The organism is Streptomyces sp. NPDC005533 (assembly GCF_042871845.1).
GTDB lineage: Bacteria > Actinomycetota > Actinomycetes > Streptomycetales > Streptomycetaceae > Streptomyces.
Genome location: NZ_JBIAJH010000027.1, coordinates 34,245 through 53,339 on the forward strand (window position 1 = coordinate 34,245; position 19,095 = coordinate 53,339).

The window sequence follows — 19,095 nt, forward strand, 5'->3', positions numbered from 1 at the left end:
CCGGCTCGCCCCGGGACAACGGGCTTACCAGGGGCTGTGCTTGACCACGACCTCGATCGCGCGGTCGATCTCGGCCTCGGTCAGGTCGGCGCGGGAGGTGAGCCGGATCCGGGAGAACCGGTCGGGCACCGACGGCGGGCGGAAGCACGCCACCTTGACGCCGTCGGCCAGGCAGTCCTCCGCCCACTGCGCGGTCTGGGCGGCGGAGGGCCCGCGGACCGAGACCACGGCCGCCTGCGCCTCGGTCACCGGCAGTCCGGTGGCCGCGAGGCGCTCGGCGAGGGTGACCGCCACGGCCCGGGTGCGGGCCGGCCGGTCCGGCTCGGCGCGCAGCACCCGGAGCGCCGCCAGGGCGCCGGCGGCGGAGGCCGGGGCGAGGCCCGTGTCGAACAGGAAACTGCGGGCCATGTTCATCACGTGGTCGATCACCCGGCGGGGGCCGATCACGGCGCCGCCCTGGGCGCCGAGGGACTTGGACAGGGTGATGGTGGTGACCACGTCGGGGCTGCCGGCCAGCCCGGCGGCGGCCACCGCGCCCTCTCCGCGCCCGCCGATGACACCGAATCCGTGCGCGTCGTCGACGAGCAGGCCCGCGCCCTGCCGGCGGCAGACGTCGAGGACGGCCCGGAGGTCGACGAGGTCGCCGTCGACCGAGAAGACCGACTCGGTGACCGCCACCGCGCGCTGCTGCTCCCGTTCGGCGAGCACCCGCTCCAGCGCCTGCGGATCGGCGTGCGCGGTGTCGACCACGTCCGCGCCCGACAGTCGGTAACCGTCGATCAGAGAGGCGTGGTTGAAGGCGTCGGAGGCGATCAGGGTGCCGGGGCGGGCCAGTACGGTGACCGCGCCGAGGTTGGCCAGGTAGCCGGAGGAGAAGACCAGCGCGGCCTCCGCCCCGCTGAACTCGGCCAGCTCCCGCTCCAGTTCGACGTGGACTTCCGTCGTTCCGGTGGCCAGCCGGGAGCCGGTCGAGCCGGCGCCCCAGGTCAGGGAGGCGTCGGCCACCGCCTGGACCACGTCGGGGTGGCGGGTGAGGCCGAGGTAGTCGTTGCCGCCGAAGTCGATCACGTTCGGCCGGGCTCCGCGGACCTGGACCCGGCGGGTGAGGCCCGCCCGGTCCCTGCGCCGCGTGCTGTCGTCGATCCACGCGAACACGTCGCTCGGATCGCTGTGTCGCTCTGCTTCCATCGCTTCGCTCCGAACGCTATCCGGCAGGGCCGAGGACGAGGACGCCGTTGTGGCCGCCGAAGCCGAACGACTGGGTGAGGGAGGGGCCGGGCTGCCACTTGCGGCCCTCGCCGGTCACCACGTCCACGGCGAGCGCCGGGTCGACCGTGGTGAGGCCGACGGTCGGCGGGATCAGTTCGTGGCGCATCGACAGGAGCACCGCGACGGCCTCCAGCGCACCGCCGGCGCCGAACGCGTGCCCGGTCGCCCCCTTGGTGGAGGTCACCGGCGGGCAGTCGTCGAACACCGACAGGATGGCCCTGGTCTCCGCCTCGTCGTTGCGCAGCGTGCCGGTGCCGTGCGCGTTGATCTGCCGTACGTCCTCGGGGCGCACCCCGGCGTCCTCCAGGGCGAGCCGGATGCACCGGGCGGCGTCGCCGCCACCGGGGGCGGGCATGGTGATGTCGTGCGCGTCGGCCGTGCTGGCGGAGCCGAGCACCTCGCCGTGGATGGTGGCGCCGCGCGCCACCGCCGTGTCCCAGTCCTCCAGGACGAGCACGGCGGCGCCCTCGGCGATGGCGAAGCCGTCGCGTTCCGCGTCGAAGGGCCGGGTGCGGCCGGAGGCGGACAGGGCCCGCATGTTGGTGAACCCGGCGACGATCGTCGGCGTGATCGCGGCCTCGGTGCCGCCGGCGAGCACCCGGTCACAGGTGCCGTCGGCGATCATCCGTGCGGCGTGCCCGATGGCGTGGGTGGCCGCGGCGCAGGCGGTCTCCAGGCTCTCGCACGGACCGCGCCAGCCCTGCCGCATGGCCACCGTCGCGGCGGCGGCGTTGGCCATCATCATCGGCACGAGGAACGGGGAGACCCGGCGGCCGCCGCGCTCGTGGTGGATGACGGTCTGCCGTTCGAAGGTGCTGACGCCGGCCAGCGCGGTGGCGACGACGACGCCGCTGCGTTCGGCGTCCACCTCCGTGAGGCCCGAGTCGCGGTGGGCCATCTCGGCGGCGGCCACGGCGAACTGGGTGAACCGGTCGGTGTGCCGGGCTTCGCGGACGTCCATCCAGGGCGACGGATCCCAGTCCGTCAGTTCCCGGTGGCCGTCGGGCGGCGTCCGGAAGAGGCCCTCCCAGAAGGCCTCGGCCCCCGTGCCGCAGGCGCTCACGACACCGAGTCCGGTGACCGCGACGCGGCGGCCCCCCGGTGCCTTGCCCGGGGCCTTTCCTGCTGCCTCGCCTGCCATCACGCGACCAGCGAGAGGACGAGCCGGTGCAGGTCGCCGACGGTGTGGATGTCCTCCACGGCCTCGTCGGGCACCGAGATGCCGAACTCCTCCTCGATGGCCATGACCAGCTCCACCTGGATGAGGCTGCTGGCGCCCAGGTCCTCGGTCAGACTCGCGTCCGGGGTCACGGACTCCGGCTTGACCTGCAAGACGTCCACGGCGCAGGTGGTGAGCCGGTCGAAAACGTCGTCGTTAGCCACGGGTGGCCAACCTCCCCCAAAATAAAGTGAATTGTCGGTGTTTCATACTCTTCCAGCTCCGGAGTCGCCGTGTCAGCGCCGCCAGGCCGGAAGTCATCAAGGTCACACGTCGTGCACGGGCTCCGGCAGCGCGCGGGCGGGCGCCCCGGCCCGACCCCTGCGACCTGCGGAAACCCTCGGGAGGACGACCAGCGCCAGAGCGATCAGCTCCAGGCAGGCGCCCGCCCAGGCGAGGGCGGCCGGTGAGAGCCTGTCGAGCACCGCCCCGCCGACGGCGCCGCCCAGGGCGACACCGAGGTAGGAGGCGGAGCTGTTGACGGAGATGGCCACGCTCGGGGCGGTGGGGGCCAGGTCCAGCACACGGTGGATGGCGGTGGGCGGTTCGGCCCAGTAGACCGTTCCCCAGGCGACCGTGACGGCGAGGAAGACCGCCACCACGACCGTCGAGTCGGCGGCGAACCAGCTCGCCAGTACCGCCAGCAGCACCATGGCCGCCGTGACGCCCGACACCGAGGCGGTGAAGGTGCGTTCCGCCCCGACACGATCGCTCAGTCGGCCGCCGACGGCGTTGCCGACCGCGCGGGCGACACCGAACACCAGCAGGACGATGCTCACGCTGGCGTCGTCCATGCCCGTGGTGGCCCGGGTGAAGGCCGCCAGGTAGGTGAAGACGGTGAAGCAGCCGGCCACCGCGAACAGGTTGGCCAGCACCGCCAGCAGGACCGGGCGCTGCGCGCCGATCCGCACCCGGTCGCGCATGCTGATCACCGGCGGCTGCGGCACCGCGGGCAGGACCAGGAACAGCCCGATGAACACGGGCAGGGCCAGGACCACCACCAGCGCCAACGTCAGCCGCCAGCTGCCGAGTTGCCCGACCAGGGTGCCGCCGGGTACACCGAGCGCCGTGGCCACCGTGAGCCCGCCGATGATCAGGGACACCGCCCGGCCCCGGTACCGCTCCCCCGCGAGCGCCGTCGCGGTGGCCGCGGCGGTGTTCATGTAGAGGGCGGCGCTGATCCCGGCCAGGATCCTGGCCGTCATCAGCACCCCGTACGTGGGGGCGAGCGCACCCAGCACGTTGGCGAGCAGGAAGGCCAGCATCGAGCCGCGGAGCATGACGCGCCGGGACAGGCCGGCGGTCAGGGTCATCAGGACCGGTGCGCTGATCGCGTAGCTGAGCGCGAAGGCCGTGACGAGCTGTCCGGCCACCGGTTCGGACACGTCCAGTTCACCGGCGATACGCGGAAGAATCCCGCTGATGACGAATCCGTCGGTGCCGACGGCAAAGGAGCCGATCGCGAGAAGCGCCAGAATCACCTTGTGGGGCATGACGCCTCCCGGGGACCCTGCGCGCGATCACGCATGTCAGGATCGTGAATTTCCGAGCCCCCCTTTCAAGTCGAGCCGCTCTCGTGAACCGGCTGTACGAACGGGGTTGTTCCGATCAACGTACCAGCAAGCATGTCGCCGCAAAAACGGCTTTGGCGTGAGGGCGATCACGCCCCCGCGTGGCCGAAAAGCATCGGCCTGCCGGGGGCTTGACCAGCAACAACGGTTGCTTTCCAGTCACACCGCGACCCCCATAAGTAGATGTGGCTTAAATGCAGCGGTTCGGCGCTCGCCTTCGGGCCGTTTGTCAACGCGCGATTCCGACGAACTGCCCCGTCCGTGGACGAACCGTCAAAGAGGGCTCGGATCCCCTGACTCCGGCCGTTCCCCCGGACGGATCCCGGGCAGCCCGTCGCCCTCCACCAGGCCCCCGCGTGGCGCGCTCCTACGCTGATGTGGTCCACTCCCCGACCCCGCCCGCCACCGGTGACGAGGCCCTGGCCAGGATCGCAGCGAGCGACCTGGCGGCCGCCCGCGGCCGACTGATGGTTCCTCAGCACGGCCTGTTGTCACGACACCTGACGTGCGGGCAGCTGACTCGAGTCACGACTCCGGGCGTTACCGCAGGTCGCAGTGGGTTGAATCACACGAGGGTGCATATTCGGCCCGGCATGACTAGCATCGAACGGTGGAACGGCCTTCTCGGACCGCCGCATCGACCGCACGACCATTCTGCGCATCCGAGAAGATCCGAACAGTGACAGACATTACGGGGGCTTCACATGTCACTTTCATTGGCTTCGCCATGCGCACCTTCCTCTTGAACATGCCGACGTGCGCTCAATTCAGAGCGATCGATTCACCCATGAATCACCACGCACAGAAAAGTCGGTCAGCCGGACCAGCGTGCCCAAAAGGCCCGTTCCGGCCGTCAAGGAGCTCGACCACATCGTGATAGACCTGCGGATCCTTCTCGTAGACAACTACGACTCCTACACGTGGAACCTCTTCCAGCTGATCTGGAAGGTGGCAGGCGTACCTCCCGTCGTCGTGCGCAACGACGAGGCGACGGCGGACGACCTCCTGCGCCGGGGCTTCACCCACGTCGTGATCTCCCCCGGTCCGGGCACCGCGGCCAGGGACGAGGACTTCGGGCTCTGCCGGGCCCTGCTCGAACAGGCCACCGTGCCCGTCCTCGGCGTGTGTCTCGGCCACCAGGGCCTGGCCCTCGCCTTCGGCGGCGAGGTCCGGCACGCACCAGAGGTCGTGCACGGCCAGACGAGCGCGATCACCCACACCGGGACCGGTGTCTTCGCCGGCATCCCGCAGGGCTTCCGCGCGGTGCGCTACCACTCCCTCACCGTCACCGAACCGCTGCCGGCGGACCTCGTCGCCACGGCCTGGTCCGAGGGCGGCCTGTTGATGGGCCTCCAGCACCGCGAACGCCCGCTGCACGGCGTGCAGTTCCACCCCGAGTCGGTGGACAGCGAGTACGGCGAGGAGATCATCGCCAACTTCCTGGGCATCACGCCCACGCTCCGCTGGAGCGAACTGGACGTCGACCTGAGCGCCGAGGACCTGTTCCTGCGCGCCTTCGCCGACAGCCCGTACGCCTTCTGGCTCGACAGCTCGCGCACGGCCTACGGGATGGGCCGCTACAGCTACCTCGGCTCGTGCGCCGGCGACGGCCTGGAGGTGATCCGGGCGTACGCCGCGGCGAACGTCGTCGAACGCGAGACCCACGAGAGCGTGGAGCGCCTCCAGGGCACCGTCTTCGAGCACCTGAGGTCCGGTCTCGCGGCCACCCCCGTGCCGGCCGGCGCCTCGCCCGTGCCGTTCGCCGGCGGCTACCTCGGCTACCTCGGCTACGGGATCAAGGGAAGCGTCGGCATCGGCCGGGCGGGCAGCGGCGAGCGGCCGGACGCGGAACTCCTGCGCGTCGACCGCTACGCCGCCTACGACCACGAGAGCGACCGGCGCTACCTGATCACGGTGGGGCTCTCCGCCGAGGAGCACGACGCCTGGTGCGAGGAGGTGCGCACGCTGGCACGGCGCGCCCTGGTGCCCCGGCCCCGGCGGGAGGCCGCCCCGGCCGTACTGGAACCCGGCGTCGACCGGGAGACGTACCTGGAGCACTTCGACACCGTCCAACAGTGGCTGCGCGACGGAGAATCGTACGAGGCCTGCTACACGTACCAGATCAGCGGCACCAGCGAGGCCGACCCACTGGAGACCTACCTCCGGCTGCGGGCGACCAACCCGGCGCCCTACGCCGCGTACGTCCGCCTCGGCGAGCGCTCGATCCTGAGCTCCTCGCCGGAGCGGTTCGTCACGGTGGCCGGCAACGGCGAGGTGGAGGCCAAGCCGATCAAGGGGACCGCTCCCCGGCACGCCGACCCGGTGGCCGACGAGGCGGCCCGCAGGGCGCTGGAGACGGACCGCAAGATCCGCAGCGAGAACCTGATGATCGCGGACCTGCTCCGCAACGACCTCGGCCAGGTCTGCGACACCGGCACGGTGCACGTGCCCAAGCTGATGGCCGCGGAGTCGTACGCCACCGTGCACCAGCTCGTCACCACGGTGCGGGGCCGGCTGCGCGCCGACCGCGGCGCGGTCGACTGCGTGGAGGCGCTCTTCCCCGGCGGGTCGATGACCGGCGCGCCGAAGAAGCGGACCGTGGAACTCCTCGACGCGCTGGAGCCGGAAGAGCGCGGGGTGTACTCCGGCAGCCTCGGGTACTTCGGATTCGACGGGGCGGCGGACCAGTCCATCGTCATCCGCACCATCGTCTGGGAGGGCAACCGCGTGCGCATCGGCGTGGGCGGGGCCCTCATCGTCCTCTCCGACGGCGAGGAGGAGTTCCAGGAGACGCGGCTGAAGGCCCGTGCGCTGCTGCGGGTCCTCGGCGTCGAGGAGCTGCGCGAGATCACATCGGGAACGGCTGCGAGGTATCAGGGATGAGCACGGTGGAGTTCGAGACGGGTCCGGCCGAGCCCGCGGAGGCGCAGGCGGTGGCCGACGCGGTCACCGCCCTCCTGCGGGAGCTGCGCGGGGACCCCTCCCACACGATCCCGGGCCTCGGCGCGGCCGTGGACGAGGCCATCGCCGGCAAGGACGGCTCCGGCGTGCTGGTCGCGCGGGACGGGGAGCGGCGCGTGGTCGGCGTGCTCGGGTACACCACCCAGACCGCGCTGCGGCTCGCCGCCCCGTACCGCCACGTCCAGGAGCTGTGGGTGGCACCGGAGCTGCGCTCCCGCGGGGTCGCGGCGCTGCTGCTGGAGGCGCTGGACGCGCGGTGCGCCGCGGACGGCGTCCGGCGGGTCGAAGTGTGCCTGCCCGCCGAGCAGTTCCCCTCCTACCCGCGGACCCTGGCGTTCTACGAGCGCTCCGGTTTCCGCGTCATCGGCCCGCGCGTGATCAAGGACCTGTCATGACGTTGCACGTGGTGGTACCGGAAGAGTCCGAGGCGCTGCCGTTCACGGTCGAGCCGGGCGGCGCCCAGGTGGCCAGCAAGGAGATCCCCGAGCGGATCCACCGGATCCTGGCCGGTCTGCTCGACGGCGGCGCGGTGGCGGCCCCGCTCGGCGCGGACGGGACGGCCCGCGCGGAGCGGGTGGTCGCCGCGGTGCACGGGGCGGCCCTGCTGGAGCACCTGCGCGACGGGGTGCCCGAGGGCCGGGACGCGGTGCTCGACAGCGCCTTCGCGGCCCCCGGCCTGGAGCAGGAGACCCCGGTCACCCGCGGGGTCTGGCCGGCCGCCCTCGGCGCCGCGGCCGCCGCGGTCCGGGCGGCCGAGCTGACGGCCCGCCTCGGGGAGAACAGCTACGCCCTGGTGCGGCCCCCGGGCCACCACGCGGGCCCCGGCTGGTACGGCGGCTACTGCTTCCTCAACAACGCCGTCGTCGCCGCCCGGACCCTGCGCGAGGAGGGCGTGGCCCGCGTCGGCATCCTCGACGTCGACTACCACCTGGGCAACGGCACGCTCGCCTGCGTCCAGGACGATCCCACACTGCCGTTCGCCTCGGTGCACTCCAGCAACGCCAAGGACTTCCCGTACTCCTTCAAGCCGGGACCGGGGCTCTTCGGCGTGGAGTCCGACCCCGGCACGGAGGGGTTCCTGGCGCTGGTGGAGGGCGCCCTGTCGCACCTGCTGCGGGAGGACGCGCAGGCCCTGGTGGTCTCGGTCGGCTACGACGTCCTCGCGGGCGACCCGCACGGCTCCTGGACGCTCCCGCCGGAGGTGTTCGGGCCCGTCGCCGCGCTGCTGGCCGAGCAGCGGCTGCCCACCGTCTTCGTCCAGGAGGGCGGATACGGCCTCCCGTCCCTGCACGGCGCCGCCCGCGCCCTCGCCCAGGAGGCCTCGCGATGAAGGCGACCCCCGAAGACGTCCTGCGGCCCTTCCGGGAACGGTTGGAGGCACTGGACCAGCAGCTGGCGGAGCTCGTGGCGGCGCGCCTGGCGATCTGCTGCGAAGTGGCCGAGGTCAAGCGGGCCCACGGCATCCCGATGATGCAGCCGCAACGGGTCACCGCGGTGCGCGAGGCGTACGCGGCCCGCGGCGAACGGCTCGACCTCTCCCCCGAGTTCATGCGGTCCCTGGCGACCCTGCTCATCGACGAGGCGTGCCGCCTGGAGGACGAGATCATCGACGCTCCGGCGGACGCGACGACTGTGGAGGCACGGCGATGACCCTGACGTTCACCACCCTCGGCCCCGAGGGAAGCTGCCACGAGAACGCCCTGCGGCACTACTTCGGGTTCCAGGGCATCGAGGACGACGCCGAGATCGACCTCACCATCGACCTGCACGAGGGCCTGGAGCGGGTGCGCCGCGGCGAGTCCGACTACCTCGTGCAGTGCAGCGCGCACCCCGAGGTGCACCTGCTCACCGAGCGGTACTTCAGCGAGGTCCACGTGGTGGACACCTTCGTGTACCCCACCAAGGAACTGGTGCTGCTGAGCCGGACCGACGTGGAGCGGCCCAGGTCCCTCGGGCTGGTCCCGGCGACCGCCGGCTACGTCGACGTGTCGCAGTGGGAGGAGGTCGTCCCGGTGGCGTCCAAGCCCGTGGTGGGCGCCCAACTGCTGGCGGGGGCGTACGACTCGGGGCTCACCCACCTGGAGTACCTGGAGAAGTCGAAGGGGACGCTGCGCCTGGACCGCTACATCGGCGCGGTGACCACCACCTGGGTCGTCTACGGGCGCCGGCCCCGGTTCTCCGGTGAAGTCATCGGCACCAAGTGCCGCGAGTACCTGTTGGGAGAGGACGCATGACCGGGACCGCATCCGCGGCGAGGAAGATCCTCGTCTGTGACACCACGCTCCGCGACGGCGAGCAGACCTGCGGGGTGGCCTTCCAGGTCGAGGAGAAGGTGAAGATCGCCCGCCTCCTCGACGAGATGGGCGTCGACGTCATCGACGCCGGCTTCCCGGCCTCCTCGCAGGCCGACCAGGACGCCGTGCGCGGTATCTCCGCCCTGGGGCTGCGCGCGCGGGTGGTGGCCTTCTGCCGGCCCAACCGGACCGAGATCGACCTGGCCAAGGCCTGCGGGGCGAACGCCATCTACACCTTCGTGCCCACCTCGGACGTGCACATGCGGGTGAAGTTCGGCGGCACGGACAGCACGGTGCGCGAGCGGCTGAAGGCCGAGATGGCCGACGGCATCAAGTACGCCAAGGGCCTCGGCATGTACGTCGGCTGCGGCTCCGAGGACGCCACCAGGACCTCCTACGACTATCTGGAGGAGGTACTCGTCCTCGCCCAGGAGAGCGGCGCGGACCTGGTCGGCGTCGCGGACACCGTCGGCTCCACCACCCCCGACGCCTTCCGCACGCTCATCTCGCGGCTGCGGTCGCAGATCGGCGTGACGCTCTCGCTCCACTGCCACAACGACTTCGGCCTCGCGACGGCCAACACGGTCGCGGGCATCCTCGGCGGGGCGGACGAGGTCCAGTGCACGATCAACGGTCTGGGCGAGCGGGCGGGCAACGCCTCCCTGGAGGAGGTGGCCGTGGCCCTGACCCAGCTGTACGGGTTCGAGACCAACGTGGACCTGTCCCGGCTCAAGCCCATGTCGAACCTGATCGCCGACCTGTCCGGCATCGAGGTCAGCCCCATGAAGCCGATCGTCGGCGGCAACGCCTTCTCGCACGAGTCCGGCCTGCACGTGTCCTCGGTGATGCGGGACTCCACCGCCTACGAGCCGCTGCGGCCCGAACTGGTCGGCCACACCCGGCGGATCGTCATGGGCAAGCACTCGGGCAAGGGCATCATCGCCCACGTCCTCGACGCCCACGGGCTCGCCTACGACGACGAGGTCCTCGGCGCGGTGCTCCTCGACGTCAAGGCGGCGTCCGTGCTGACGAAGTCCAGTGTCACCGAGGCCCAGGTGATCGAGATCCACCGCGCGCGAACGGCCGTCGGGGCATGAGCGCGGAGCACGACACCGGCAGCGCCGCCGCCGACGCGACCGACACCTCCGGCTGGTTCGCGGACCAGACCTTCTGGGACGACTTCTCTCCGCACCTGTTCTCCGCCGAGCGCGCCGCCGAAGCCGAACGGATCGTGGAGCGGTCCCCGCTGTTCCGTTTCCCCTCCGGTGCCCGCGTCCTCGACCTGTGCTGCGGACCGGGCCTGTTCACGGTGCCGCTCGCGCGGGCCGGCCACGCGGTCACCGGCGTGGACCTCAGCGCACCCCTGCTCGGCCGGGCCCGGACGCGCTGCCAGGACGCGGGGGTCAAGGCCCGGTTCGTCGAGGCGGACATGCTCCGCTTCGCCGAGCCGGAGGCCTTCGACGCCGTCGTCAACATGTTCACCTCCTTCGGCTACCTGGACCGGCACGAGGACAACGTCCAGGTGCTGCGCAACGCGCACACCAGCCTGGCGCCGGGCGGGACCCTGCTCGTCGACGTCGTCGGCAAGGAGATCCTCGCGCGGCGCGACGAGCGGGTCTCCTGCTCCGAGCAGGACGGAAAGCTGCTCTTCCAGCGCGACACCGTCCTCGACGACTGGAGCCGCCTGCGCAGCGACTGGTACTCCGTCGACGGCTCGCACGCGGCCCGGCACTCGATGACGCTCCACCTCTACGGCGCCACCGACCTGCGGGCGATGCTCGCCGCCGCCGGCTTCACCGACGTCCGCTTCCACGGGGACTACGCCGGCGGACCCTACGACCACCGGGCCGAGCGCCTCGTCGCGGTCGCCACGAAGGGCGTGGACGTCCGTGGGCACTGAGGTCGTCGTCGTACGGTCGGCATCCGGCGTGGACCGCGAGGAGTGGGACGCGCTCGTCCCCGACGCGCAGGTGTACCTCTCCCACGACTGGCTGCGCGCGGTCGAGGAGTGCTTCGGCTTCGAGCTGGTCCTCTTCCTGCTGCGGGACGGGGCGCGCACGGTCGCCGGCGTACAGGGGCTGCTGGTCCGGGACCCGGACGCGTTCCCCTACCACGATCCGACGGGGGCGCTCTTCGGCGACTACGAGATGGACCACCTGCGCCGGGCCCTGGCGCGGGACCGCTCGCCGGAGGAGTCCGCCGAGGCCGCGGCGCTGCTCGCCGCCGTCGTGCGCACGGAGGCCGGTCACACGCGGGCGGCCGGCTATCCGGCACTGGTGATGACCAGTCCGTACGGGTACGCCAGTGACGTCCTCACCCTGCCGGGCGTCGACCGCCGGTGTGCCATCGGTGAACTCCTCGTGGGCGTCGACGAGTTCTGCGCGGCGGCGGGGGTGCCCTCGCAGTCCTTCCTGTGGGAGTCCGGCGGGGACGGGGAACTGCACCGCGCCCTGGCCGACCACGGCTACCTGGGCTTCCTCTCCGACCTGGAGTTCGACCTCGACACCGGGTCGCACACCTGCCTGGAGGAGTACCTGGGCACCCTGGACCGCAAGCGCCGTACCGTCGTCCGGTCCGAGATCCGCAAGTTCGCGGAGGCCGGGATGCGGGTCGAGCAGATCACGGAGCCGGACCCGGCGGTGATCGCCCGCTGCGCCGAACTGTCGGAGGAACAGCAGAAGAAGTACGGGCTGCCCGTCGACCGCGCCGCGATGGAGCGGCTGTTCACCACGCTCCTCGGCGCCGGGCGGCTGGGTCCCGCGCTGTACGTGGTGCGCGGCCGGGAGGCGGAGGGGCCCGACATCGCGGGCTTCCTGCTGTGTCTGGAGGGCGGGGGCGTCCTGCACCCGAAGTTCCTCGGCTTCGACGCCACCGCCGTCGGCGCCTCCTACTCCTACTTCAACCTCGTCTTCTACCACCTCGTCGAACGGGCCGTCGCGGGCGGCGCCCGGCGCATCGCCTACGGCATGGGTTCGGCGGACGCGAAGCGGTTGCGCGGCTGCCGCCCGGCCCCGGTGCGCGGCTGGATCCGGTTCTCCGCGCCCGCGGCGCACCGGCGGATCGAGCCGTACGTCACCGTCTTCGACTGCCTCAAGAAACAGCTTCTCGGCCACCAGGATGGACGCGTTCTGCGATGACTCTCGTACGACAGCTCTTCGAGCACAAACTCGGCCGTCCCGTCAGCACCGGCGAGGTCGTGGACCTGCCGTTCGACCTGTGCTGGGGCAGTGAGATGACCGTCAAGTGGGCCCTGGACATCCTCCGGGACTCCGGCTTCGACGACGACTACATAGCCGCCGGCCTCGCCGCGCAGCGGGAGAAGACGGCTTTCGTCTTCGACCACGTCGTCCCCACGCACACCGCCTCGATGGCGTCGATCCTCGTCGAGCTGCGGCGCTTCGCCCGCGCGCACGGCATCAAGGTGTTCGACGTGGGCTACGACGGCGGCATCCAGCACAAGATCCTCATCGAGCAGGGGCTGATCCGCCCCGGCGACGTCGCGGTCGGCGCCGACTCGCACAGCTGCACCGCCGGCGCGATCGGCTCGCTCGCCACCGGCATCGGCTCCACCGACCTGGCCATGGCCCTGGTGCGGGGCAGCGTCTGGATGCGGGTGCCCGAGGCGACGCTGGTCCGCTTCCACGGGAGCCTGCGTCCGCACGTGCAGGGCAAGGACGTCGCGCTGTACCTGTGCGGGCTGATCGGCGTGCACGGCGCGGTCTACCGCAGCCTGGAGTTCGGCGGGCCCGGCCTCGCCTCCCTGGCGATCACCGACCGCCTGTCGCTGAGCAACATGGCGGTGGAGATGGGCGCCAAGTACGGCCTGTTCCCCACGGACGCGGTGCTCGCCGACTACCTCGGCGACGAAGTGGAATACCCGAGCTTCGCCATCGACGAGGACGACGCCGAGTACGTCGACGTGATCGAGGTCGACCTGGGCCTGATCGAGCCGACCGTCGCGCTGCCGTTCTCCCCGGACAACGCAGTCGGCACGCACCAGCTCCAGCACGTCCTGCGCAACTGGGAGGCGTACGAGGGCCGCGAGGACCTGATGACGGGCGTGGCGCCGCTGGCCCGCAGGGCCAACGGGAACGGCGAGATACCGGTCGACCAGGTCTTCATCGGTTCCTGCACCAACGGGCACCTGGAGGACCTGCGGGTCGTCGCGGACGTCCTGCGGGGCAAGCGGGTCCACGAGGGGGTGCGCACCATCGTCATCCCGGCCTCCCAGAAGGCCTACCGGGCGGCGATGAAGGAGGGCCTGATCGACGTGCTGATCGAGGCGGGCTGCTACGTGGAGTCCTCCAGCTGCGGCCCGTGCATCGGCATCAAGTCCGGTGTGCTCGGCAAGGGGGAGGTCGCGATCTTCACCTCCAACCGGAACTTCCGCGGCCGGTGCGGGGACGTCGACGCCAGCGTCGTCCTGGCCAGCCCCGCCATCGCCGCCCGGGCCGCGCTGACGGGCGTACTCGCCCCCATCGGCGACCGCAGCGACTACTACGCCGACGAGGACGCGCTGCGGCGCGGCATCGACGAGCTGTTCGCGCTCCACTCGGCGCGCGAGGGGCGGGCCCCGCTCACGGGCGGTGCGGACGAGCTCCCCGCGACGGCGCCGGACGCGCGGGGCGCCGGGGGCGGCGGAAGCCTCGCCTGGGTCTTCGGCGACCACGTCAACACCGATGTGATCCTGCCGGGCGTCTTCTGCCAGATCCCCGATCCGGCCGAGTACAAGAAGCACATCATGGCCCACGCGGGCAACCAGCCGTTCCTGGACCACTACGCGGCGTCCGGGCACGACCTGAGCGGGTCGGTGATCGTCGGCGGCATGAACTTCGGCTGCGGCTCCTCCCGCGAGAACGCCCCGATGGGCATCAAGGCGTCCGGCGCGCCCTTCGTCGTCGCGCACAGCTTCGCGCGGATCTTCTTCCGCAACGCCCTCAACATCGGCCTGCGGCTGGTGGAGGTCGGGGAGTTCGCCTACGAGATCCGGGAGGGCGACCGGCTGGTCGTCGACGACGAGCGCGGCGAACTGGTCAACGTCACCAGGGGCACCTCCGCGCCGATCACCCCGCCCTCCGCCTTCGAGCGGGAGCTGCTCACCGCGGGCGGCCTCGTCGCCTACGCGGGCGCTCAGGTCCGGGCGGAGGCGTCGGCCTCGTGAGTACCCTCGCGGTCATCCCGGGAGACGGCATCGGCCCCGAGGTCATGGCCGAGGTGCTGAAGGTGCACGCGGTGGTCGAGGACGTCTTCGGCACCGGCCTGAAGACCGAGGTGCTGCCCTACAGCGCCGACTGGTTCCTGGAGCACGGGGACGTCGACATCGACATGCAGGCCCTCCGCGGCGCCTACCGGGCGGTGCTGCTCGGCGCGCTCGGCGACGCCCGGATCCCCGACAACCGGCACGCGATCCGCATCATCGGCGGGCTGCGCCAGCAGCTCGAACTGAGCGTCAACCTGCGGCCGGTGCGCCTGCGCGCGCTCGCGCACTGCCCCCTCAAGCACGTCCGCTCGGTCGAGGACGTGGACCTCGTCATCGTGCGGGAGAACACCGAGGACGTGTACGTCGGCGTCGGCGGCACGGTCCGGGGCGGCCGCCCCGGTCACGTCGCGATGGAGGTCGGCGTCCACACCCGCTGGGCCGTGGACCGGGCGGTCACGGCCGCCTTCGAGCTCGCCCGCTCCCGCCGCCGCAGGCTCACCCTGGTGGACAAGAGCAACGCGATGCCGAGCGCCGGCCCGCTGTGGCAGAGCCGGTTCCGGGCCATCGCCGCGTCCTACCCGGACGTGGAGTGCGACCACCTGTACGTGGACGCCGCCGCCATGGAACTGATCCGCGACCCGGCCCGCTTCGACGTGGTGGTGGCCGGCAACCTCTTCGGGGACATCCTCAGCGACGAGGCCGCCATGCTCGCCGGCGGGCTCGGGGTGGCGCCCTCGGCGAGCTACGACCCCGAGGACACGGAGTTCCTCGGCGTGTTCGAGGCAGTGCACGGCAGCGCGCCCGACCTCGTGGGCACGGGACGCGCCAACCCGCTGGCTTCCGTACTGAGTTACTCGCTGATGCTGGACCGGATGGGCCTGACCGCGGCGCACACCGCCGTGGAACGCGCCGTCGACGAGGTGCTGTGCGGCGACCTGCTGACACCCGACCTGGGCGGCACCGCGGGCACCGCCGAGGTGGGCGACCTGATTGGCCGGGCGATCGCCCGGCACGACAAGGACTGAGAAATGAACGAACCAGCGAAGCTCATGTGGTGGCAGGGCAGCGTGGTGCCCGCCGGGGACACCGCGCTGACCCTCGCCAACCACAGCCTCCACTACGGACTCTGCGTCTTCGAGGGCGTCTCCGCCTTCCCTTCCGGGGACGACGGCCACCACGTCTTCCGGCTGGAGGAGCACATGACCCGGTTCGCCGAGTCGTGCCGCCTGGTGGGAACCACGCTCGCCCAGTCGCCCGCCGAACTGGCCGCCGCCTGCCACGAGACGCTGACCGCCAACGGCCTGCGCCGGGCCTACCTGCGTCCCGTCGCGTTCCTCGGCGACGGGGTGCTGGGCCTCGCCGCACCCGGGGCGCAGGCCCAGGTGGCCGTCCTGGCCTTCGACGTCTCCTCCTTCGACGAGGTCATCCGCGGGCAGCAGCCCCGGCTGACCCTGTCGTCCGTCGCCCGGCTCAGCCCGCACGCCTTCCCGACGAAGGCGAAGGTCTCCGCCGGCTACCTCAACTCCCGGATCGCCTGGATGGACGCCCGGCGACGCGGCTACGACGACGCCCTGCTGCTCGACGACACCGGCTTCGTCGCCGAGTGCACCGTGCAGAACGTCTTCGGGGTGCGCGGACGCACCCTCCTGGTGCCCGACTCGCCGGCCGCGCTCGACGGGATCACCGTGGCCTCCGTCATCGAGATCGCCCACGACCTCGGGTACGAGGTGGACCGCAGCCCGCTCACCGCCGCGGACCTCGCCTCCTGCGAGGCCCTGTGCGTGGCGAGCACCGCCGGCGGCGTGCGTCCGGTCCGGTGCCTGGACGGGACCGACTTCGACCCGGGGAACGCCGTGGTCGCCGAGATCGTGCACACCTACCGGCAGGCCGAGCTGGGGCTGCTCCCCCGGTACGCGAAGTGGGTGTCCCTCTGATGGCCGACGCACTCGTGGTGGACCTGTACGACACCCTGCCCGAGGGGCTGCGCGGGCGGATCGACGCGCTCGGCCGGGACCACTGGCGGCGGGCGAACGCCGGAGTGCCGCGCGTCGCGGACTCCTGGTGCCCGACCCGGCCCCTGATGCTGGGCCCCGAGGCCCACGCGCTGGTCGGCGCCGTCGCCGACCGCGCCGCGGGCCTGGTGCTCGACGCGTGCCGGCGCCGGGTGGGGACGGCCGGCGAGCTGCTGGACGCCCTCTCGATGCCCCGGGAGCAGTTCCCGCTCCTCGATCCGGCACAGCCGCTCACCGAACGGCTGCTGACCTCCCTGCGCGCCGACGTGATGGTCGAGCGCGGCGTGCCCAAGGTCGTCGAGCTCAACATCGACGGGGCGATCGGCGGAGCCATCGAGGCCGACCTCATCGCCCGCCAGTTCCACCAGGTCTACGCCGACCTGCTCCCGGCCGGACCGGACGGCCCGGCGGGCCCGCTGCGCACCCCGCCGTCGGCGGTCGACGCGTTCTTCGCCGAGCTGGTCTCCTTCCTCGGCCTGACCGACGGCAGCTGCCTGCTCGTGCCCGTCTTCCGCGAGGACGGCCTCGACGCCCTCGCCGACCTGGACGACTTCATCGGCTTCCTCGCCCCCATGGCGGAACGGGGCAAGGCGCACGGCGTCGACGTCGTCGGGTACCCGCTGGACGAGCTGACCCTCGACGACCGGCAGCGGCTGCGGGCCGGCGAGCGGATCGCCGACGGTGTGTTCCGGCTGTTCCTGCCCGTCGAGCAGGCGGGCGCCGGGCTCGACGCGCTGGAGCGGGCGCTGCGGGCGGGCACCGTCGGCATGTACACCCCGGAGGCGACCAGCCCGGTCAGCGACAAGCGGGTGCTGGCCTGGATCTGGGAGGACCTGCCCCTGCTGGACCCGGCGGACCGGGAGTTCGTGCGCCGGCACGTTCCGCACACCACCATGGCCCGGGCGGACGCCGTCGACGAGGACCGGACCTCCCTGGTGCTCAAGCCGGGCGACGGCTACGGCGGCGCCGGGGTGACCCTGGGCCGCTCGGTGACCGAGGAGGAGTGGCGGGAGCTGCTCCTGGCGGCCGCCGCGCAGGGGGACCACATCCTCCAGCGGGTGGTGGACGCCGACCTCGTCACCTTCGAGTTCGCGCACGACACGACCGGGGAGATCCGCAGCGCCGCCGTGCCCTGCGTACTGGGGCCGATGATGTACGGCCGCGAGCTGTCGGGCGTCTACGTCCGGCACGCCACTCCCCGGCGCGGGGAACTCATCAACACGCACCAGGGCGCTGCCTCCAACAGCGTGCTGATCGTGGAGAGTCCGACGGTCGGGCGGTGAGCGTCGACGGCGGCCGCGCCCCCACCCTGCTGGACCCCCTCCGGCAGCGGGACTTCCGCGGCCTGGCGGGGGGCCGGATGGCGACCTACTTCGCCAACGCCATGGCGCCGATCGTGCTCTCGTTCGCGGTGCTCGACCTGACCGGTTCGCTGATCGACCTGGGGATCGTCGTCGGGGCGCGGTCGGTGGCCAACGTGGCGCTGCTGCTGTTCGGCGGTGTGATCGCCGACCGGCTGCCGCGCAGGCTGGTGCTCCAGGGGTCGAGCGTGGCCGCCGGACTGGCGCAGGCGGTGATCGCGGCGAGCGTGCTGTTCGGCTTCGCCTCGATCCCGGTGCTCGTCGTCATCAGTGTGATCAACGGCATGGTGGCCGCGGTGTCGCTGCCGGCGGCGGCCGCCCTCGTACCGCAGACCGTCCCGCACGAGATGATCCGGCCGGCGAACGCGGTCGTGCGGATGGCCGTGAACGCGGGGATGGTCCTGGGTGCCTCCACCGGCGGGCTCGTCGTCGGCTTCGCGGGTCCCGGCTGGGGCATCGCCGTCAACGCGGCCGTGTTCCTGTTGGCGGGGCTGTGCTTCGCCGGGATCCGGGCCGCGAAGACCGCGTCGCCGGCCGCGGGGCCGTCCCGTCCGCTCGCCGAACTGCGCGAGGGATGGTCGGAGTTCACCGCCCGCACCTGGGTGTGGGTGGTGGTGCTCCAGTTCCTGGTCATCAACGCGGTCGTCGCGGGCGGGCTGCAGGTGCTCGGTCCCACGATCGCCGACCAGTCCTTCGGCCGGACGACCTGGGGGCTGCTGCTGGCCGCGCAGACGGCGGGCGCCTTCGCGGGCGGCTTCATCGCGGCCCGTACCCGGCCCCGGCACGCCCTGCGGATCGGCGCGGCCGTCGGGGCGTTCGAGGCGGTGCCGCTGCTGGCGCTCGGGACGACCTCGCACATCGCCCTGCTGCTGACCGCGATGTTCGTCAACGGTGTGGCCCTGGAACAACTGGCCGTCGCCTGGGACGTGTCCCTGCAGGAGAACATCCCTGCGGAGCGGCTCGCCCGGGTCTACTCCTACGACGCGCTCGGCTCGTTCGTCGCCATCCCGCTCGGGGAGGTGGCCGCGGGCCCGATCGCCCTCCACGTGGGCCTCGACACCACGCTGGTGGCCGGTGCCGTACTGGTCGTCGCCGCCACCGGTTTCGCCCTGTGCAGCTCCAGCGTGCGCCGCCTGACCGTCAAACCGGCCGAGCCGCACCCGTCGCCCGGGGAAGTGGCCGCGTGAAGCAGACCACCACAGCAGCAT

The 19,095-nt window shown here is 72.1% G+C and carries 17 protein-coding genes; 13 read left to right on the plus strand and 4 right to left on the minus strand.

Features of this window, described 5'->3' with window-relative positions; all coding sequences use genetic code 11:
- Positions 1-24: 24 nt before the first annotated feature.
- From ACFYP3_RS25240 to ACFYP3_RS25255, 4 genes are all read right to left on the minus strand, one after another.
- Positions 25-1,188, minus strand: coding sequence for an 8-amino-7-oxononanoate synthase (locus ACFYP3_RS25240; RefSeq protein ID WP_388836637.1), 1,164 nt, complete (start codon positions 1,186-1,188; stop codon positions 25-27).
- Positions 1,189-1,204: 16 nt separating this feature from the next.
- Entirely contained in the window at positions 1,205-2,410 is a 1,206-nt protein-coding gene (locus ACFYP3_RS25245; RefSeq protein ID WP_388836770.1) for a beta-ketoacyl-[acyl-carrier-protein] synthase family protein, read from the minus strand.
- Positions 2,410-2,652 (minus strand): acyl carrier protein, encoded by a 243-nt coding sequence (acpP, locus tag ACFYP3_RS25250; RefSeq protein ID WP_388836640.1) that lies wholly within the window; start codon positions 2,650-2,652, stop codon positions 2,410-2,412. The genes ACFYP3_RS25245 and acpP overlap by 1 nt, the downstream gene beginning before the upstream one ends.
- 102 nt (positions 2,653-2,754) lie before the next feature.
- The gene (locus tag ACFYP3_RS25255; RefSeq protein ID WP_388836643.1) at positions 2,755-3,981 is read right to left on the minus strand and encodes an MFS transporter; all 1,227 of its coding nucleotides are present in this window, start codon (positions 3,979-3,981) and stop codon (positions 2,755-2,757) included.
- 906 nt (positions 3,982-4,887) lie between these two features.
- Between ACFYP3_RS25255 and pabB the strand changes: the two genes are divergently transcribed.
- Genes pabB through ACFYP3_RS25320 form a run of 13 tightly spaced genes read left to right on the plus strand, consistent with a single transcriptional unit; the run spans position 4,888 to position 19,074 of the window.
- A complete protein-coding gene (gene pabB / locus ACFYP3_RS25260; protein WP_388836646.1) occupies positions 4,888-6,942 on the plus strand; it encodes an aminodeoxychorismate synthase component I in 2,055 nt (684 codons plus the stop codon).
- Positions 6,939-7,415 (plus strand): GNAT family N-acetyltransferase, encoded by a 477-nt coding sequence (locus tag ACFYP3_RS25265; protein WP_388836649.1) that lies wholly within the window; start codon positions 6,939-6,941, stop codon positions 7,413-7,415. The genes pabB and ACFYP3_RS25265 overlap by 4 nt, the downstream gene beginning before the upstream one ends.
- Positions 7,412-8,350, plus strand: a complete 939-nt coding sequence (locus ACFYP3_RS25270) for a hypothetical protein (RefSeq protein ID WP_388836652.1) — start codon at positions 7,412-7,414, stop codon at positions 8,348-8,350. Before ACFYP3_RS25265 ends, ACFYP3_RS25270 begins: the two co-directional genes overlap by 4 nt.
- On the plus strand, positions 8,347-8,670 hold the full coding sequence (locus ACFYP3_RS25275) for a chorismate mutase (protein ID WP_388836655.1): 324 nt from the start codon (positions 8,347-8,349) through the stop codon (positions 8,668-8,670). The genes ACFYP3_RS25270 and ACFYP3_RS25275 overlap by 4 nt, the downstream gene beginning before the upstream one ends.
- Positions 8,667-9,254, plus strand: a complete 588-nt coding sequence (locus ACFYP3_RS25280) for a hypothetical protein (RefSeq protein ID WP_388836657.1) — start codon at positions 8,667-8,669, stop codon at positions 9,252-9,254. The genes ACFYP3_RS25275 and ACFYP3_RS25280 overlap by 4 nt, the downstream gene beginning before the upstream one ends.
- Positions 9,251-10,411, plus strand: a complete 1,161-nt coding sequence (locus ACFYP3_RS25285; protein WP_388836660.1) for a LeuA family protein — start codon at positions 9,251-9,253, stop codon at positions 10,409-10,411. Before ACFYP3_RS25280 ends, ACFYP3_RS25285 begins: the two co-directional genes overlap by 4 nt.
- Positions 10,408-11,214, plus strand: coding sequence for a class I SAM-dependent methyltransferase (locus tag ACFYP3_RS25290; protein ID WP_388836663.1), 807 nt, complete (start codon positions 10,408-10,410; stop codon positions 11,212-11,214). The genes ACFYP3_RS25285 and ACFYP3_RS25290 overlap by 4 nt, the downstream gene beginning before the upstream one ends.
- Positions 11,204-12,451, plus strand: a complete 1,248-nt coding sequence (locus ACFYP3_RS25295) for a GNAT family N-acetyltransferase (protein WP_388836666.1) — start codon at positions 11,204-11,206, stop codon at positions 12,449-12,451. Before ACFYP3_RS25290 ends, ACFYP3_RS25295 begins: the two co-directional genes overlap by 11 nt.
- Entirely contained in the window at positions 12,448-14,475 is a 2,028-nt protein-coding gene (locus ACFYP3_RS25300) for an aconitase family protein (RefSeq protein WP_388836668.1), read from the plus strand. The genes ACFYP3_RS25295 and ACFYP3_RS25300 overlap by 4 nt, the downstream gene beginning before the upstream one ends.
- A complete protein-coding gene (locus tag ACFYP3_RS25305; RefSeq protein ID WP_388836671.1) occupies positions 14,472-15,539 on the plus strand; it encodes an isocitrate/isopropylmalate dehydrogenase family protein in 1,068 nt (355 codons plus the stop codon). Before ACFYP3_RS25300 ends, ACFYP3_RS25305 begins: the two co-directional genes overlap by 4 nt.
- A gap of 3 nt (positions 15,540-15,542) precedes the next feature.
- The gene (locus ACFYP3_RS25310) at positions 15,543-16,448 is read left to right on the plus strand and encodes an aminotransferase class IV (protein ID WP_388836674.1); all 906 of its coding nucleotides are present in this window, start codon (positions 15,543-15,545) and stop codon (positions 16,446-16,448) included.
- On the plus strand, positions 16,448-17,809 hold the full coding sequence (locus ACFYP3_RS25315; protein ID WP_388836677.1) for a hypothetical protein: 1,362 nt from the start codon (positions 16,448-16,450) through the stop codon (positions 17,807-17,809). Before ACFYP3_RS25310 ends, ACFYP3_RS25315 begins: the two co-directional genes overlap by 1 nt.
- The gene (locus ACFYP3_RS25320) at positions 17,806-19,074 is read left to right on the plus strand and encodes an MFS transporter (protein ID WP_388836680.1); all 1,269 of its coding nucleotides are present in this window, start codon (positions 17,806-17,808) and stop codon (positions 19,072-19,074) included. The genes ACFYP3_RS25315 and ACFYP3_RS25320 overlap by 4 nt, the downstream gene beginning before the upstream one ends.
- Positions 19,075-19,095: the final 21 nt, after the last annotated feature.

What these genes read in the sequence shown, in the direction of transcription:
- ACFYP3_RS25240 (WP_388836637.1), bottom strand. Translation starts at nt 1,188, where the DNA reads ATGGAAGCAGAGCGACACAGCGATCCGAGCGACGTGTTCGCGTGGATC.
- ACFYP3_RS25245 (WP_388836770.1), bottom strand. Translation starts at nt 2,410, where the DNA reads ATGGCAGGCGAGGCAGCAGGAAAGGCCCCGGGCAAGGCACCGGGGGGC.
- ACFYP3_RS25255 (WP_388836643.1), bottom strand. Translation starts at nt 3,981, where the DNA reads ATGCCCCACAAGGTGATTCTGGCGCTTCTCGCGATCGGCTCCTTTGCC.
- ACFYP3_RS25265 (WP_388836649.1), top strand. Translation starts at nt 6,939, where the DNA reads ATGAGCACGGTGGAGTTCGAGACGGGTCCGGCCGAGCCCGCGGAGGCG.
- ACFYP3_RS25270 (WP_388836652.1), top strand. Translation starts at nt 7,412, where the DNA reads ATGACGTTGCACGTGGTGGTACCGGAAGAGTCCGAGGCGCTGCCGTTC.
- ACFYP3_RS25275 (WP_388836655.1), top strand. Translation starts at nt 8,347, where the DNA reads ATGAAGGCGACCCCCGAAGACGTCCTGCGGCCCTTCCGGGAACGGTTG.
- ACFYP3_RS25280 (WP_388836657.1), top strand. Translation starts at nt 8,667, where the DNA reads ATGACCCTGACGTTCACCACCCTCGGCCCCGAGGGAAGCTGCCACGAG.
- ACFYP3_RS25285 (WP_388836660.1), top strand. Translation starts at nt 9,251, where the DNA reads ATGACCGGGACCGCATCCGCGGCGAGGAAGATCCTCGTCTGTGACACC.
- ACFYP3_RS25290 (WP_388836663.1), top strand. Translation starts at nt 10,408, where the DNA reads ATGAGCGCGGAGCACGACACCGGCAGCGCCGCCGCCGACGCGACCGAC.
- ACFYP3_RS25300 (WP_388836668.1), top strand. Translation starts at nt 12,448, where the DNA reads ATGACTCTCGTACGACAGCTCTTCGAGCACAAACTCGGCCGTCCCGTC.
- ACFYP3_RS25310 (WP_388836674.1), top strand. Translation starts at nt 15,543, where the DNA reads ATGAACGAACCAGCGAAGCTCATGTGGTGGCAGGGCAGCGTGGTGCCC.
- ACFYP3_RS25315 (WP_388836677.1), top strand. Translation starts at nt 16,448, where the DNA reads ATGGCCGACGCACTCGTGGTGGACCTGTACGACACCCTGCCCGAGGGG.